This window comes from Streptomyces tibetensis, from assembly GCF_040647715.1.
Taxonomy (GTDB): domain Bacteria; phylum Actinomycetota; class Actinomycetes; order Streptomycetales; family Streptomycetaceae; genus Streptomyces; species Streptomyces tibetensis_A.
This window is the reverse complement of sequence record NZ_JBEZCR010000017.1, coordinates 39,493-53,970: the sequence shown is the minus strand read 5'-3', so window position 1 is coordinate 53,970 and position 14,478 is coordinate 39,493. Positions and strand designations below refer to the sequence as shown.

Genomic DNA, 14,478 nt, shown 5'->3' with positions numbered 1-14,478 from the left:
TCGGCGCCCGAAGCGGCGCCCGAAGCCGTCGCGTCCATCGCCGCCGCGACCGTCACGGCAGGACGCCCGTGGCCCGCGAACCCGGGGACGACGAGTTGCAGCAACAGCACGCAGGTCACCAGACCCACCACCGCTGCCCAACGTCGTCGCACCATCAGACCCCTGACCCGCGTTCCGGTGGGGGAGTACGGAGTGGACTCGACGCCAGGGCCGGCACCGGACCAGACCCCCGACACGGCCGGCTGCGCTTCCAGTAGGCCGAGCCCGGCTCCACCCCGTCAAGCCCTGGTGTGACGATTCGTCCCTCTCGGTCGGTTGCCGACGGAAATCCGACGGAAAGCGCCGCCTCCTGACGGGTGCTCAGTCGCCGACGCCCAGCACCTCGCCCGGCTTCGGCGCCCGCAGGTCCAGCGGCTCGTCGAAACCGCTGAACGCCGTGATGGTGTGCTGCGCGGCGCTCTTGTACACCGTCTTCAGCAGATACGGTTCGCCCTCGTCGGCCACGTAGAAGGTGTACGTCCCTTCCTTGTCCGCCTTGTCGGTGACGATCAGCTTGATGGCCTTCGTGTCTCCGACGCGCGTGGATCCGCCCTTCTTCGCGGTGCCGAACGAGTCGAAGGGCCGGGTGCAGGAGGTGAGGCCGTCACCGCCCCTGGAGGCCGGGTCCACCGGCGTCTTCACCCACTGCTTCTGCTCGCCGGTGATGCCGGGGTTGTTCTTCCACTTCTGCAGATAGGCCCGGTTCGGACGGACGTAGTCGGTCCTGCCCAGCCGGATCTGCTCCAGGGCGCCACCTCCGGACCAGGTGGTCCTCGACCTGCACCGGCTGTCCAGGTCGGTCACGAGGTGGCTGGTCACCGTGGCGCCGCTCGTGGTGCGGTTGGTGATGTCCACGGTGACGGTGTCCAGCCTCCGCATCCGCGCATTGGCCTCGTCGAGGATCTCGCCCGCGGACCTGTCCTCGCCGGAACCGCCGGCCCCGCACCCGGCCAGGGCCACCCCCGTCAGCAGGCAGAGCGCGGTCGTCGTCAGCTTGGCCATGGCCCGCACGGAGCCCCCCTGTCGGTCATGTCGGCCGGTGATCAACCAGGGGAGCCTACCCGCCCGCCCCGGTCGGCTCGGTCTCGTGGACCAGCTCGATCGCCCTGCCGAGGGTGTCGAGCCGCTCGTCGAGGGTTTCGCCGGCCGGGTAGAGGCGGACGGTGTTCACCCCGGCGTCGCACCACACGCGCAGGCGCCGCCGCACCATCTCCTCCGTGCCGATGAACGTGGTGGCCAGCACCATCTCGTCGGATACGAGGCCAGCCGCGCCGTCCCGGTCGCCCGCCTGCCAGCGCCGCCGGACCTCGGCCGCGACCTCGGCCCAGCCCTGGCGGCTGTAGGCCCGGTTGTAGAAATTGGTCGACGCTGACCCCATGCCGCCCAGGCTGAAGGCGAGTTCCTTCTTCCGTCCCGCGACCATGGCGGCCAGCGCGTCCTCGTCCCGGGCGAACGCGACCTCGGCGCCCTGGCAGACGTCGAAGCCGGCGCGCTCACGGCCGGCGGCGGCCAGCCCCTCGTCCAGGGGAGCGAAATAGGCCTCCGCGGCGCCCTCGGGAACGAAGCTGGTGCCGAGCCAGCCGTCCGCGACCCGGCCGGTGAGCCGCAGCATGGCGGGCGACAGAGCCGCCAGGTAGACGGGGACGGGGTGCTCGGCGCGCATCGACAGACGCATCGGTACCGCCTCCCCGCCGGGCAGCGGAATACCGAACTCGGAGCCCGAGTAGGCGATTTTCTCCCCCGCGACCACCTGCCGCAGGATCTCCACCGTCTCGCGCACCCGCGCCAGGGGACGGTCGAACGCCACCCCGTGCAGGCCCTCCATCACCTGCGGACCGGACGGGCCGAGCCCAGCAGGAACCGCCCTCCGGACAGGTTCGACAGGGTGATCGCCGTCTGCGCGAGGGCGACCGGCGTACGGGTGCCGACCTGCATGACCCCGGAGCCGAGCAGCATCCGTTCCGTGCGGGCCGCGTAGAAGCCCAGGGCGGACGGGGCGTCCGAGCCCCAGGCCTCGGCCACCCAGCAGACGTCGAGCCCCAGTTTCTCCGCCTCCACGACGAAGTCGGCCTGCCGGGACCAGGAGCCCAGAGCCGCCGCCTCGACGGTCGTCGCCGCGCGCATCACGCCTCCAGCCGGTGCTTGATGTGCTCCAGCGTGGCGGTCATGCCCCGCTCGAACTCCCGCAGCCGCACGAACACGATCTTCTGCTCCTTCTCCGGCATGGCGTCGATCGCGAACGACAGCCCCGAGCGCCCCGGCCCCATCCGCATCCACTGCGACAGCTCGGTCCCGCCGTCCCTCGGCTCCAGCGCGAACCGCCACACCGCGCTCGGCTCCGCGGGATCCCCGACCGCCCAGGCGAACACCCGCTCGGGATCGCACGCGACCACCGTCGAGGTCGTCTCCCACTCGCCGAACTGCTCGTGCCGGCTCCCGCCGACGAACCGGGCCCCTACGGCCGGCCCCGTCGCACCCCCGGTCCACCGCGCGGACTGCAGCTCGTCGCTCATCTCGGGCATGCGCGTCACATCCGACACCAGAGCCCACACCCTCCCCGGCGGGGCGGCGACCCACGTCGTCACCTCGACCGTCGGTTGGTCCGCGTACCGCGCGCCCGTCCACTCCATCGCGTGCCGGCCTCCTCGTCGACAAGAACTGTCGCCACAGGGTTGCGTAATGAGACTCACCAGGTCAAGCGGTGGGAGGCTGAAGGGAGGTGGCTGAACGTGCCGATGTGGCCCGGTGCGCGGAACCGCGCCCGCGGGGCCGCGTACGCTACCGGTGGCTCCGCCCCGGGATCGTCGCGTCCGACGTGACCCACGGTGGGGGAGCCGTCCGGGAAGACGATGGTGGAGCCGAAGCGTCGGCGGGCACCATGGTCACGGCGGGGCGCGGTCTTCAGGGTCCGCCCGCGCCGGCCTTCGAGCGGAGGGACGAGATGGGATCGGCGATGGACGAGCGGTTTCACCGCCGGCAGCGATGGGCCGCCCGGGGCGCCCTGGCCGCGGCCGCGCTGGCGGCCTTGCTGCCGCTCGTCTCCGGCGGCCTGCGAGGGCTGCTGCTGCTCGTGGCGGGCCTTGCGGGACTCGCCGTGACCGCGGCCGCGCTCTGGTGGGTGCTGTCCCGGCGGGGAGTGGTCCGTATCGCGTCGGCCGCCCTGGCCGTCGCCGCGCCCGTCGGCCTCATCACCCTCTTCGCCACCGCGAATCTGCTCTGGGTGGTCTTCCTGTCCCTGCTCCTGTGGTGCGGGGCGGTCTGGAGCGGCCGCTACGCCCTGCGCAGCACGGGCCTGCGGACCGTACGGGTCAAGGAGTACCGCACACCTCCGCCGCTGCGCCCCTTCCTGCTGCTCAACCCGCGCTCGGGCGGCGGCAAGGTCGAGAAGTTCAACCTGCAGGAGAAAGCCGAGGCGTTGGGCGCCCAGGTCGTGCTGCTCGACCCGGACCAGCACCAGGACGTCACCGCCCTGGCCAAAGCCGCCGTGGCCGACGGAGCCGACCTCCTGGGCGTCGCCGGCGGCGACGGCACCCAGGCCCTGGTCGCCGCCGTCGCCGCGGACCACGGACTGCCGTTCCTCGTCATCGCCGCAGGAACGCGCAACCACTTCGCCATGGACCTGGGCCTGGACCGGGACGACCCCGCCAGCTGCCTCGACGCCCTCACCGACGGTGTCGAACTCCGCGTCGACCTCGGGTTCGCCGACGACCGCCCCTTCGTCAACAACGCCTCGTTCGGCGTGTACGGGGCCGTGGTGCAGAGCCCCGGCTATCGGGAGGGCAAGGTGGGTGCGGCACTGGAGCGGCTGCCCGACCTGCTCAGCCGGCAGAGCGGTCCGCGTCTGACGGCCACCGCCGACGGCACCACCGTCGCCGACCCGCAGGCGATCCTGGTCAGCAACAACGCCTACCGCATGGACGACCCCTTCGGCTTCGGCCGGCGCGAGCGGCTCAACTCCGGGCGGCTGGGTGTGCTCGCCGTCCGGGTGGACAGTGCCGTGGAGGCGGCCGAACTGCTGCTGTCCCCGCGCCCGGAGGGACTCACGGTGCTCACCGCCCAGCGCGTCGTCGTCGACGCCGACCAGGCGGAGCTGGAGGTCGGCCTCGACGGTGAGGCGCTCACCATGCCCGCCCCCGTCCACTGCCGCATCGCACGCCGCGCCCTGCGCGTCCGGGTGCCCCGCGACCGTCCGGGGGTGCCCGAGGCGCCCCCGCGCCTCGACTGGCGCCGGCTGCGGAAGCTGGCGGCCGCGGTCGGGCGCACCGCCGTCCCGACGCGCTCCCGGCGCACCTGAGCGCAGGGCGCTCACGCAGGAGGTCCCCCGTGCCGAGCGGCACGGGGGACCTCCTGCGTCAAGCCGTCGGTCAGGCCTCCTTCGGCCCGGCCTGCTGCACCACCTCGAAGGACCACAGCGTCGAGCCGCTCGCCGCGGGCTTCGGCCGTTCACCGCCCTCGCCGCCCTGGTGCGCGCTCTTCATCGGCCCCTCCATCCAGGCCTGGAACGACTCCTCGTCACGCCACCGGGTGTAGACGAGGTAGGTGTCGGTGCCCTCCACCGGGCGGAGCAGCTCGAACCACTCGAACCCGTCGGAGTTCTCCACGGCGTGCGCCCGGGAGGCGAACCGCTTCTCCAGCGTCTCCCGCTGCTCGGCGGGCACGGTCAGCACGTTGATCTTGACTACGCTCATGTGCCCCATCTTGCCCGATGTCCCGTCGGCGCAGGGCCGAGCCCTCCGCCCGCGCGTGCTCCCGGCGACCGGCGGGTCAGCTCTGCCGCTTGCCCTGCTCCAGGGCCTTGCCGGTCATGTCGGTGACCTGCCCGGCCGGAGGCTCGTCCGCCTCGACCTCGGTTCCGAAGTCGGTGAAGTCCATGACCGTGCGCACCGAGACCTTCTCGGGAGCGGACGAGGCGTCGGCGGACGACCGCTGTGTCGTCTCCGGGGCCTTGACGGTCATGTCGAGCTGCTGACGGCGCATCCGGCCCTCGTCGTCCAGCCAGACGTCCATCGGCAGGGTCGGACCGACCTGCTTGCGCAGGGTGTCGCCGTTCGGGAGATCGGTCACGTCGACGGAGACGCGGTAGTGCGTGGTCTCCACGCCGTTGACCGTGGCCCTGCCCTTCTCGGTGACGTCCTTGTCGCTGATCGCCTTGGCGTACGCGGCGGACTGGGCCGGATCACTCATGGACCCCTCACCGGCGCCCTGCCGCGCGACGACCTTCCTCAGGTCGATCTTGATCCAGGGCTTGCCTCCCGGCGCCTGCCCCTTGGGCAGCTTCTGGTACAGGACCTGGTCGATCACCCGTTGCTCGATCTGCTGCCCCTGCACCGTGAGCGTCATGACGCTGTCGCCGTCGTCCAGGTCCACGGCGCCCTGCCCGTTCGCGGTCTGTGAGGCGCCCTGGGCCGAGGTCCGCACCCGTAGTTTCACCTTGGCGGTGTCCTCCTCGGCCGTCCTGTCGTAGGCCGAGCGCACCGCCTGCGTTCCCCGTTCCCGGGCCCCGGCGCCGGATGTCGCCGAGGTGCCCTGTGCGCCGTCGGCCGAGTCGTCGTCGCCGCAGCCGACCAGCACCGTCCCGGCCAGGACTCCGGCGACGCCTAAGGCACAGACCCGCCTGCCGTTTCCCGCCCTGCTCATCGAACCAGCTCCCCTCAGGTGTGTGGTGCGACCCAAGTGCCCGAATCGGGCATGAACACACCTGTGTGGAGCGTGAGTTGCCCATCGGGCGGGCCGGGTGTCCCGGTCAGTGGCGGCCCTTGAGCCTGCCGAGCAGGCGCTGGGCCTGGGCCCGCTTGCGGGGGTCGGCCGCGGCCCGGCGTGCCTGTTCGACGGCCCGCCGGCCCTGGGGGCTCCGGGCGAACTGCTTGATGCGGTCCAGCATTCCGGCCATGACGCACCTTCCTTCCTGTCGTGATGTCACCTGCCTGCACTACGCCTACCCCTTCGGCGACGTGCTCAGGCACCTCCTCGCCCGGTCGGCGTGCCCCGAGCGAATGTGTTTGCCGCCGGAGTCAGAGGCAAGTCGGTGTCCATGACTGAAGAGAACAAGCGCACGAACCAGAAGGCGAGCACCGTGCGGACCGCCGAGGCCAAGGCCCGCCGCACGGCGGACAAGGCCACCGCGCCGGCCTCCCGCGCGGCGAAGGGTGCCGCGGGCAAGGCCGGTGAGGCGGCGTCAGCAGCCAAGTCGGGCGCGGAGCGCTCCGCCGATACGGCCAAGACGGCCGCGCAGACCGCGGCCAAGGGCGTCGAGGCGGGCCGCCAGGCGGTCGTCACGGCCTCCGGCCACGTCGCCACCACGGCGAAGACGGCCTGGACGGCCATCGCCCACCGCAAGCTGGTGGCGGCGGGCGTCGGAGCGGGCCTGACCGCCCTGAGCGCCGCGTCCTACGCCGTCGGGCGCCGTGCGGAACGCGGCGCGCACGGTCCCCTCACCCGTCTCACCGGCGGGCGGATCTGAGCAGGGCCGGCGCGATGGACGTGCCGGCACCGGGGGAGCAGGCGGCGCTACGCGCCACCGGGTGGTCCGGTGGTCCGTGGCGCCGCCTTCCTCATGATCCGAGCCGCCCCCTCCCACGTGGCCTGGCGCACATCCGACCCTCACCGGGGCGTGCCCCTCGCGCGGCCCCGCCGTGACGAGAAAGGATGGGACCGCACACGAAGGAACAACCCATGCGGAGGAGCGGGCCCATGCAGCACGAGCGAGCGGGAAGTCCGGCCGGACCCGAGGATCTCGTCGACGTCGCTCGGCTGGTCACCGCGTACTACGCGCGCCGCCCCGACCTGGACGACCCGGGCCAGCGCGTCACGTTCGGGACCTCAGGACACCGCGGCTCGTCGCTAACGAACGCGTTCAACGACGACCACATCGCCGCGACCAGCCAGGCCATCTGCGAGTACCGGGCCGGCCAGGGAATCGACGGCCCCCTCTTCCTGGGCGCCGACACCCACGCCCTGTCGGAGCCCGCGCGCGTCACCGCCCTGGAGGTGTTCGCCGCCAACGACGTGACCGTGCTGATCGACGACGCGGACGGCTATACACCGACCCCGGCCGTCTCGCACGCCATCCTCACCCACAACCGCGGCCGCACCACCGGCCTCGCGGACGGCGTCGTCGTCACGCCTTCCCACAACCCGCCCGCCGACGGCGGGTTCAAGTACAACCCGCCCAGCGGAGGCCCCGCCGCCGCCGACGCGACCTCCTGGATCCAGGACCGGGCCAACGAGATCATCCGCGGCGGCCTGAAGGACGTACGGCGCGTCCCCTACGCCCGCGCCCTCGCGGCTCCCACCACAGTCCGCTACGACTTCCTCGGCACCTACGTCGCCGACCTGCCCGGCGTGCTCGACCTGGACGCGATCCGCACGGCGGGCGTCCGCATCGGGGCCGACCCGCTCGGCGGCGCGTCGGTCGCCTACTGGGGCCGCATCGCCGAACAGCACGGCCTCGACCTGACCGTGGTCAACCCGCACACCGACCCCACCTGGCGGTTCATGACGCTGGACTGGGACGGGAAGATCCGCATGGACTGCTCGTCGCCGTACGCGATGGCCTCGCTCATCGAGCAGCGCGACCGCTTCCGCATCTCCACCGGCAACGACGCCGACGCGGACCGGCACGGCATCGTCACCCCGGACGCGGGCCTGATGAACCCCAACCACTACCTGGCCGTCGCCATCTCCTACCTCTACGCCCACCGCGACCGCTGGCCGGCCACCACCGGCATCGGCAAGACCCTGGTCTCCTCCGCCATGATCGACCGGGTCGCCACCGACCTGGGGCGCGAGCTGGTCGAGGTGCCCGTCGGCTTCAAGTGGTTCGTGGACGGACTGGCGGGCGGCACCATCGGCTTCGGCGGGGAGGAATCCGCCGGGGCGTCCTTCCTGCGCAGGGACGGCTCCGTGTGGACCACCGACAAGGACGGCATCCTCCTCGCCCTGCTCGCCTCCGAGATCACGGCGGTCACCGGGAAGACCCCCTCCGAGCACTACGCGGCGCTGACCGCCCGCTTCGGCGAACCGGCGTACGCGCGCATCGACGCCCCCGCGACCCGCGAGGAGAAGGCCCTGCTCGCCAAGCTCTCCCCGGCGCAGGTCACCGCCGACACCCTGGCCGGGGACGCGGTCACCGCGGTGCTCACCGAGGCCCCCGGAAACGGCGCGGCCATCGGCGGCATCAAGGTGACGACGGACAACGCCTGGTTCGCGGCCCGCCCCTCGGGCACCGAGGACGTCTACAAGATCTACGCCGAGTCGTTCCTCGGCCCGGACCACCTCGGCCGGGTCCAGGAGGAGGCCAAGTCCGTGGTGCTGACCGCCCTGTCCGGCTGACCACGGCACAGCACGGCCCGGGCCGCTCTCACGGGGCCCGGGCCGTGCGCCTCTCCACCGTCACCCGACCGGATCAGCCCGCGCCGGGAGCTCCACACGAACGAGGGGCCCGCGCGCCCGACGTGGCCGCGATGCAGGACACTGGATGAAGATCCGACCGGGAAGGACCGACACGTGATCATCTTCGGCACCAAGGGTTATCTCTACCAGCTGGCGATACTGACGCTCGTGTGCGGTCAGTGCGGAAACCCCGCCGCCCATACGCTCAGGAAGCGCGTCACGAAGTTCACCCTGTTCTTCGTCCCGCTGTTCCCGATCTCGACGAAGTACCTGACGCAGTGCACGTTCTGCGGCGCGGAACAGAAGGTGACCAAGGAGCAGGCGGAGCAACTGCAGACCCAGAACGCCAGTGGCCCGGGCGGCCAGCCGTACGGGCAGCCGCAGCAGCACGACCGGTTCTGATCCCCGCGGCCGGACCGTTCGGGCACGCGCCTCGTGATCACGATCGATGTGGCAACCGGAGCATCCCGGGTACTCGGCCTGCACGGGCCCGGACCTGAGTGGGCCGATGGGCCTCCCGCAGTCGATCAGTGAATACGGAGGCAGTCAGATGAGCACCATCAAGGAAAGCGTGGAAGTCGACGTTCCCGTCCACACCGCCTACAACCAGTGGACGCAGTTCGAGGAGTTCCCGAACTTCATGGAGGGCGTCGAGGAGGTCAGGCAGCTGGACGACCGTCACAACCACTGGACCACCAAGATCGGCGGGGTACGGCGCGAATTCGACACCGAGATCGTCGACCAGCTGGCCGACGAGCGGGTCACGTGGCGCACGACGAGCGGAGACACCCACCAGAGGGGCTCCGTCCGCTTCGAGCGTCTCGACGACACCCACACCAGGGTGGAGCTCGTGCTGGATGTCGAGCCCAGCGGCGTCGTGGAGAAGGCGGGCGACATGATGGGCACGATCGACCGCCGGGTGAAGGGCGACATGAGGCGCTTCAAGCAGTACATCGAGGAGCGCGGAGTCGAATCCGGCGCATGGCGCGGCCGTGTCGAGCCGGGCGGCGCCGGCGGCACCGGCGGTGCCGGCCCCATCCTCTGACTCCGGCCGCACTCTTCTGACACCAGCGGCATCCCCGAACCCGGCCTCCACGGTGAGGCCGGGTTCTTCTGTGCCCACGTTGCTGCCGCCGCCGTTGGTGGCGCGCTCGGTGCTGTGCCGCGTGAAGTTTCGGCCAACGTCATGACATGCACCTGTCCATATCGGCCTCCCGGTGGCACGCTGCCCCCTGACCGTCCGCAGTGACACCCCTGCCTGACCGGGTGGGCGGGCTTCCCGCCGCCCGGCCCCCACAGCAGAAGGAGACCGCGTGATAGGCCGACCTCGCAGCTCGTATCCGTCCGGCGGCAGTACCCGCGTCCGCCGCTCCGTCCTCGGCGCGCTCGCCGGCGTCGCCGCGCTCCTGGCGACCGGCGTCACCGCCACACCCGCGAGCGCCGCACCGGACCCCGGCGTGATGACCTCCTCGGCGCAGGAACGCGCCCTGGCCTTCTGGACCCCGCAGCGGATGCGCGAGGCCACCCCGCTCGACCTGCTGACCGTCGACCGCTCCGACGTCAAGGCCCCGGCGCCGCGCAAGGGCAAGGCGACGGTCGTGGCTCCCAGCGCACCCGCCTCCGCCGCGGGTCCGCTGGCCTTCCCGTACGGCGGCGGCCCCTGGGCCGGTGGGGGAGCGGTGGCCAAGACCGCGGGACGAGTGTTCTTCAGCTACCAGGGCCGCACCGCGTCCTGCTCCGGCAACGCCGTCACCAGCGCCAACAAGAGCACCGTGATCACCGCCGGTCACTGCGTCAAGCTGGAGGGCGCCTGGCACACCGACTGGGTGTTCGTACCCGGCTACCACGACGGGCAGCGCCCGTACGGCACCTGGGCCGCCGCCAAGACCCTGTCCACCCCGCAGTGGACGGCCAGTGAGGACATCAACTACGACATCGGCGCGGCCGTGGTCGCCCCGCTGGACGGAAAGAAGCTGACCGACGTCGTCGGCGGCCAGGGGCTGGCGTTCAACACCGGCTACAACAAGGCCATGTACTCCTTCGGCTTCCCGGCCGCGGCACCGTACGACGGCGAGAAGTTCATCTACTGCAGCGGCACCACCACCCGCGACTTCCTGCTCTCCAACGACCACGGCCTGACCTGCAACATGACCGGCGGCTCCAGCGGCGGCCCCTGGTTCACCCAGTTCAGCGAGGCCACCGGGACCGGCCTGCAGTCCTCGGTGAACAGCTTCAAGTACAACTTCCTGCCGAACGCCATGTACGGCCCCTACTTCGGCGCGGACGCCCAGAACCTGTACCAGAGCGCCCAGTCGTCCTGACCCGGCGCCTCACCCCGGAACCGCTTCCTCCGTCACCGCGTGACGGAGGAAGCGGTTCCGGATCCTTGCGCCGCGAGCCGCCCCCACGCACAGCGGGCACCGTGGAACCGGCCCGAGACACACCCGCAACGGCGATTTTCGTCCACGTGTGGCCATGCACCGCGTGTCGTCCGCCCGGCCGGTCCACACTGGGACCCATGCGCGTGGTGATCATGACGGCGGGATCGCGCGGCGACGTCGCGCCCTACACCGGGTTGGGCGCGGGGCTGGCACGCGGCGGGCACGAGGTCACGCTCGCCACCCACGGCCTGTTCGAGCCCCTGGCCGCCGGATCGGGGGTGCGCTTCCACCCGACCCCGGTCGACCCGCACGCCGTGTCGCACTCCGACCGCGGCCGCGATCTGCACACCAGCACCACCGGTCTCGGCAAGCTGCTGCGGGTGGTGTCGATGGCCCGGTCCGCGGCCGAGGAGATGACCGACGCCCTGGTCCAGGCGGCCCGCGGCGCGGACGTCGTCCTGGCGGCGGGCGCCGTCGCACCGCTGGGCCGCGCCATCGCCGAGGGACTGAGCCTGCCCAGTCTCGGCCTGTTCCTCCAACCCCAGCACCCGACACGCGAGTTCGGCGCTCCCATGCTCGGCGGGCGATCGTTCGGCACGGTCGGCAACCACCTGGGCGGACGGGCCGTGATCTCCGCCGTCGACCGGGTCTTCACCCAGGCCGTGCACCGGCTGCGCACCCGGCACGGCATGACGCTGCGCGGCCCCTCCGCCGGCCGGCGCGCCCACGAGCGGGCCCACTGGCCCGTGCTGCACGGCTTCAGCGAACGGGTGGTGCCCCGGCCGAAGGACTGGCGCCCCGGACTGGAGGTCGCCGGGTACTGGTGGCCGCACGACACCCGCGCACTGCCCGGTGACGTGGAGGACTTCCTGGCCGCAGGACCCCCGCCGGTGTTCGTGGGTCTGGGCAGTGCGACGGTGCCGGACGCCGAGCACCTCAGTGCCGAGATCGTGCGTGCGCTGCGGACGGCCGGACTGCGCGGCATCATCCAGCAGGGCTGGGCGGGCCTCGCCGCCCTCGGCGCCGACGATGACGTGATCACCGTGGGGGACGTGCCGCACGCGCTGCTGTTCCCCCGTACCGCCGCCGTGGTCCACCACGCGGGGGCCGGCACCACAGCCGCCGTCCTGCGCGCGGGCGTCCCCACGATTCCGGTACCCGTGCAGTTCGACGGCGGCTTCTGGGCGGCGCGCCTGGTCGCCCTGGGGACGGCACCGTGCGCCGTCCCCCTGCGGCACCTCACCGCCGGTTCGCTGGCCTCCGCCCTGCGCCGCGCCACGAGCGAGCCTCACCACCGCGTCAGAGCCCAGGAGTTGGCCCGTGGCCTGGCCGAAGAGGACGGCGTGGCCCCGGTCCTGAGCGCGCTGGACCGGCTCACGCCGTGACCGGTCGCCGGCGGGACGGCCCCACGCGCGGGAAGCGGCGGTGCAGCCGGATCGCCAGGGGAGCGGCGGTGAACACCGAGGAGTACGTCCCCACGACAAGGCCGACCAGCAGCGCCAGGGCGAAGTCCGTGAGCGACGGGCCGCTCAGCACGGCGAGCGCGGTGAGCATGAACGCCGCACCCATGCCGGTGTTCACCGTTCGGGGCAGGGTCTGCAGGATCGCCTCGTCGACAAGGCCGGGAAACGGAACCCCGGGGCTGCGCCGGACCAGTTCCCTGACCCGGTCGAACAGGACGACGGAGTCGTTCACGGAGTAGCCGATGACGGTCAGCAGGGCTGCCAGGAACACCCCGTCGACGGGCTTGCCGAGCCAGGCGAAGACCCCGAGCAGGATCACCACGTCGTGGACGAGCGCCACGACCGCGGCCGTGCCCAGCACCCAGCGGAAGCGCGCCGCGAGGTAGACGAACTGTGCCCCGAGGGCCACGGCGAGTGCGATCAGCGCTCCCCGGCGCAGCTCCTCGCCGAGGCTGGGACCGATCATTTCGTCGCGGACCTTGTCCGCCCGGCGGTCGAGGTCGCGCAGCGTGCCGGTGACCTCCGCCTCCTCGGCGCGGGTTAGCGGATCGGTGCGCACCGTCAGACCCGTGTCGCCCGAGGACTGCACGACCGCGCGGGGGAATCCGGCGTCGGCGAGGGCGGCACGCAGCCGGCCCGGATCGACGGGACCGCTGGTGCTGTACTCGATGAGGCGGCCCCCGGTGAACTCCACGCCGAGATCGACGCCGCGCACGGCGATGCCCGAGCCGGCCAGCACCAGCGCAGCGGCGGAGGTGGCGAGCCAGCGGCGCTGACGGCGCATCAGGAGGGGTTTGCGGCGGGTGAGGCGGTCGCGGACCGCGCCGATGCCGGCGATGCCGGTGAGCCCGGGGCGACGGCGTACGCCCGGACGGCTCGCGGCGAACTCGGCCAGCACCCGGCTGACAACCAGGGCGCTGAACATGGAGGCGAGCACACCGATGCCGAGGGTGACACCGAAGCCGCGAACGGGCCCGGAGGCGAGGAGGAACAGCAGAGCCGCCGCGATGAGTGTGGTGATGTTGGAGTCGGCGATCGCGCTGAAGGCGTTGCGGAAGCCGGCCGTGAGCGCCGAACGGACACTGGGCCGGCGGCGCACCGCGTACTCCTCACGCGCCCTCTCGAAGACCAGCACGTTGGCGTCCACGGCCATGCCGATGGCCAGGACGAAACCCGCGAGACCCGGCAGGGTCAGGGTGGCGCCGAGGGCGGCCAGGGCGGCATAGGAGACCAGGCCGTGGCAGGCCAGGGCGAGGGCGGCCAGGCTCCCCATGAGCCGGTAGACGGCGATGACGAACAGCGAGGTCAGCGCGGTGCCGATGGCGGCCGCCCAGGCGCCGGCGGCGATGGCCTGCGCGCCCAGGGTGGGGCCGACGGTGCGTTGTTCGACGGTCTCGACGGGTACGGGCAGGGCCCCGCCGTTGATGAGCAGGGAGAGTTCGCGGGCCTCCTCGGCGCTGTAGGAGCCCGTGATCCGGGCGGCGCCGTCGCGCATGCCGGTCCCGCAGGCGACGGCCGGGTCGACCTGGGGGGAGGAGATGACCTTGTCGTCGAGGACGATGGCGACCCGCCGCGCCGGGTCGCCCGGGGCCCGGCAGGCGGCTTCTCCGGTCAGGCGGGCCCAGTGGGCCCGGCCGGCGCCTTCGAAGCCGACGGTGACGTGCCATCCGGCGCCGCCCTGCTGGTCGAACCGGGCGGCTGCCTCCTTGACGTCCTCGCCGGTCAGCGAGGTGGGCCCGAGGCGCAGCGCGGTGCCGGACTCGTCGGGCAGGACGCGCTCCCGGGGGCGCTTCGGCAGTGGCCGGGAAGTGCCGTCGGATCCGTCCGCGGTGCCGAGGACGGGGTGGACGGTGAGCTGTGCGGTGCGGCCCAGGACGTCGGCGGCCTCCTTCGGATCCTGCACACCGGGCAGTTCGACGATGATCCGGTTGTCGCCGGAGCGCACCAGACCGGGTTCGGCGACGCCGAGCGCGTCGATGCGGCCGCGCAGCACCTCGAGGGTGCGGTCGGTGGCCGCACGGTCGGCGTCGGCCGTCGGGGTGGAACGGGTCTCGAGCACGATCTGGGTACCGCCGCGCAGGTCCAGTCCGAGCCGGACGGGCACGGTGGCGGCGATGTACAGGGACAGGGCGAGCACGGCGAGGGCGAGGAGCGCTCTCAGGCGCAGGGCACGGTTCAAGGCGAGCCTCCGGCAGGGCACACCG

General features: G+C 72.4%; 13 protein-coding genes and 1 pseudogene. 7 read left to right on the top strand and 7 right to left on the bottom strand.

Translation table 11 applies throughout. From position 1 onward, the window contains the following. Nucleotides 1–360: 360 nt before the first annotated feature. The 3 genes and pseudogenes from AB0B29_RS34205 to AB0B29_RS34195 all read right to left on the bottom strand — a co-directional run bounded on the left by AB0B29_RS34205 (nucleotide 361) and on the right by AB0B29_RS34195 (nucleotide 2,669). The gene (locus AB0B29_RS34205; RefSeq protein WP_362246034.1) at nucleotides 361–1,041 is read right to left on the bottom strand and encodes a hypothetical protein; all 681 of its coding nucleotides are present in this window, start codon (nucleotides 1,039–1,041) and stop codon (nucleotides 361–363) included. A gap of 55 nt (nucleotides 1,042–1,096) precedes the next feature. After that, nucleotides 1,097–2,163: pseudogene (locus AB0B29_RS34200) on the bottom strand (LLM class flavin-dependent oxidoreductase). Next, entirely contained in the window at nucleotides 2,163–2,669 is a 507-nt protein-coding gene (locus tag AB0B29_RS34195) for an SRPBCC family protein (protein ID WP_362246032.1), read from the bottom strand. The pseudogene AB0B29_RS34200 and the gene AB0B29_RS34195 overlap by 1 nt, the downstream one beginning before the upstream one ends. 311 nt (nucleotides 2,670–2,980) lie before the next feature. Between AB0B29_RS34195 and AB0B29_RS34190 the strand changes: the two genes are divergently transcribed. Beyond that, nucleotides 2,981–4,333, top strand: coding sequence for a diacylglycerol/lipid kinase family protein (locus tag AB0B29_RS34190; RefSeq protein WP_362246030.1), 1,353 nt, complete (start codon nucleotides 2,981–2,983; stop codon nucleotides 4,331–4,333). A 70-nt stretch (nucleotides 4,334–4,403) separates the two neighbouring features. On the opposite strand, the gene AB0B29_RS34185 is transcribed toward AB0B29_RS34190, so the two are convergent. The 3 genes from AB0B29_RS34185 to AB0B29_RS34175 form a co-directional block, all read right to left on the bottom strand. Beyond that, nucleotides 4,404–4,727 carry an antibiotic biosynthesis monooxygenase family protein gene (locus tag AB0B29_RS34185; protein WP_362246028.1) on the bottom strand — a complete coding sequence of 108 codons (324 nt, stop codon included), beginning with the start codon at nucleotides 4,725–4,727 and terminating at the stop codon, nucleotides 4,404–4,406. Between the two features lie 76 nt (nucleotides 4,728–4,803). Beyond that, nucleotides 4,804–5,676 carry a hypothetical protein gene (locus AB0B29_RS34180; protein WP_362246026.1) on the bottom strand — a complete coding sequence of 291 codons (873 nt, stop codon included), beginning with the start codon at nucleotides 5,674–5,676 and terminating at the stop codon, nucleotides 4,804–4,806. Between the two features lie 106 nt (nucleotides 5,677–5,782). Next, nucleotides 5,783–5,929, bottom strand: a complete 147-nt coding sequence (locus AB0B29_RS34175) for a hypothetical protein (protein ID WP_167526658.1) — start codon at nucleotides 5,927–5,929, stop codon at nucleotides 5,783–5,785. A 141-nt stretch (nucleotides 5,930–6,070) separates the two neighbouring features. Here AB0B29_RS34175 and AB0B29_RS34170 point away from each other — a divergent pair, with 141 nt between their 5' ends. From AB0B29_RS34170 to AB0B29_RS34145, 6 genes are all read left to right on the top strand, one after another. Beyond that, entirely contained in the window at nucleotides 6,071–6,499 is a 429-nt protein-coding gene (locus AB0B29_RS34170) for a hypothetical protein (RefSeq protein WP_362246024.1), read from the top strand. Nucleotides 6,500–6,729: 230 nt separating this feature from the next. Then, nucleotides 6,730–8,370, top strand: coding sequence for a phosphoglucomutase (alpha-D-glucose-1,6-bisphosphate-dependent) (gene pgm, locus AB0B29_RS34165; RefSeq protein ID WP_362246022.1), 1,641 nt, complete (start codon nucleotides 6,730–6,732; stop codon nucleotides 8,368–8,370). A gap of 174 nt (nucleotides 8,371–8,544) precedes the next feature. Beyond that, nucleotides 8,545–8,832, top strand: coding sequence for a zinc-ribbon domain-containing protein (locus tag AB0B29_RS34160; RefSeq protein WP_362246020.1), 288 nt, complete (start codon nucleotides 8,545–8,547; stop codon nucleotides 8,830–8,832). A 148-nt stretch (nucleotides 8,833–8,980) separates the two neighbouring features. Further along, entirely contained in the window at nucleotides 8,981–9,475 is a 495-nt protein-coding gene (locus tag AB0B29_RS34155) for an SRPBCC family protein (RefSeq protein ID WP_362246018.1), read from the top strand. A gap of 268 nt (nucleotides 9,476–9,743) precedes the next feature. Then, nucleotides 9,744–10,751 carry a trypsin-like serine peptidase gene (locus AB0B29_RS34150; protein ID WP_362246016.1) on the top strand — a complete coding sequence of 336 codons (1,008 nt, stop codon included), beginning with the start codon at nucleotides 9,744–9,746 and terminating at the stop codon, nucleotides 10,749–10,751. A gap of 197 nt (nucleotides 10,752–10,948) precedes the next feature. Next, nucleotides 10,949–12,196 carry a glycosyltransferase gene (locus tag AB0B29_RS34145; protein ID WP_362246014.1) on the top strand — a complete coding sequence of 416 codons (1,248 nt, stop codon included), beginning with the start codon at nucleotides 10,949–10,951 and terminating at the stop codon, nucleotides 12,194–12,196. On the opposite strand, the gene secD is transcribed toward AB0B29_RS34145, so the two are convergent. Further along, nucleotides 12,186–14,453, bottom strand: coding sequence for a protein translocase subunit SecD (secD, locus tag AB0B29_RS34140; RefSeq protein ID WP_362246012.1), 2,268 nt, complete (start codon nucleotides 14,451–14,453; stop codon nucleotides 12,186–12,188). The genes AB0B29_RS34145 and secD overlap by 11 nt on opposite strands. Nucleotides 14,454–14,478 lie beyond the last annotated feature (25 nt).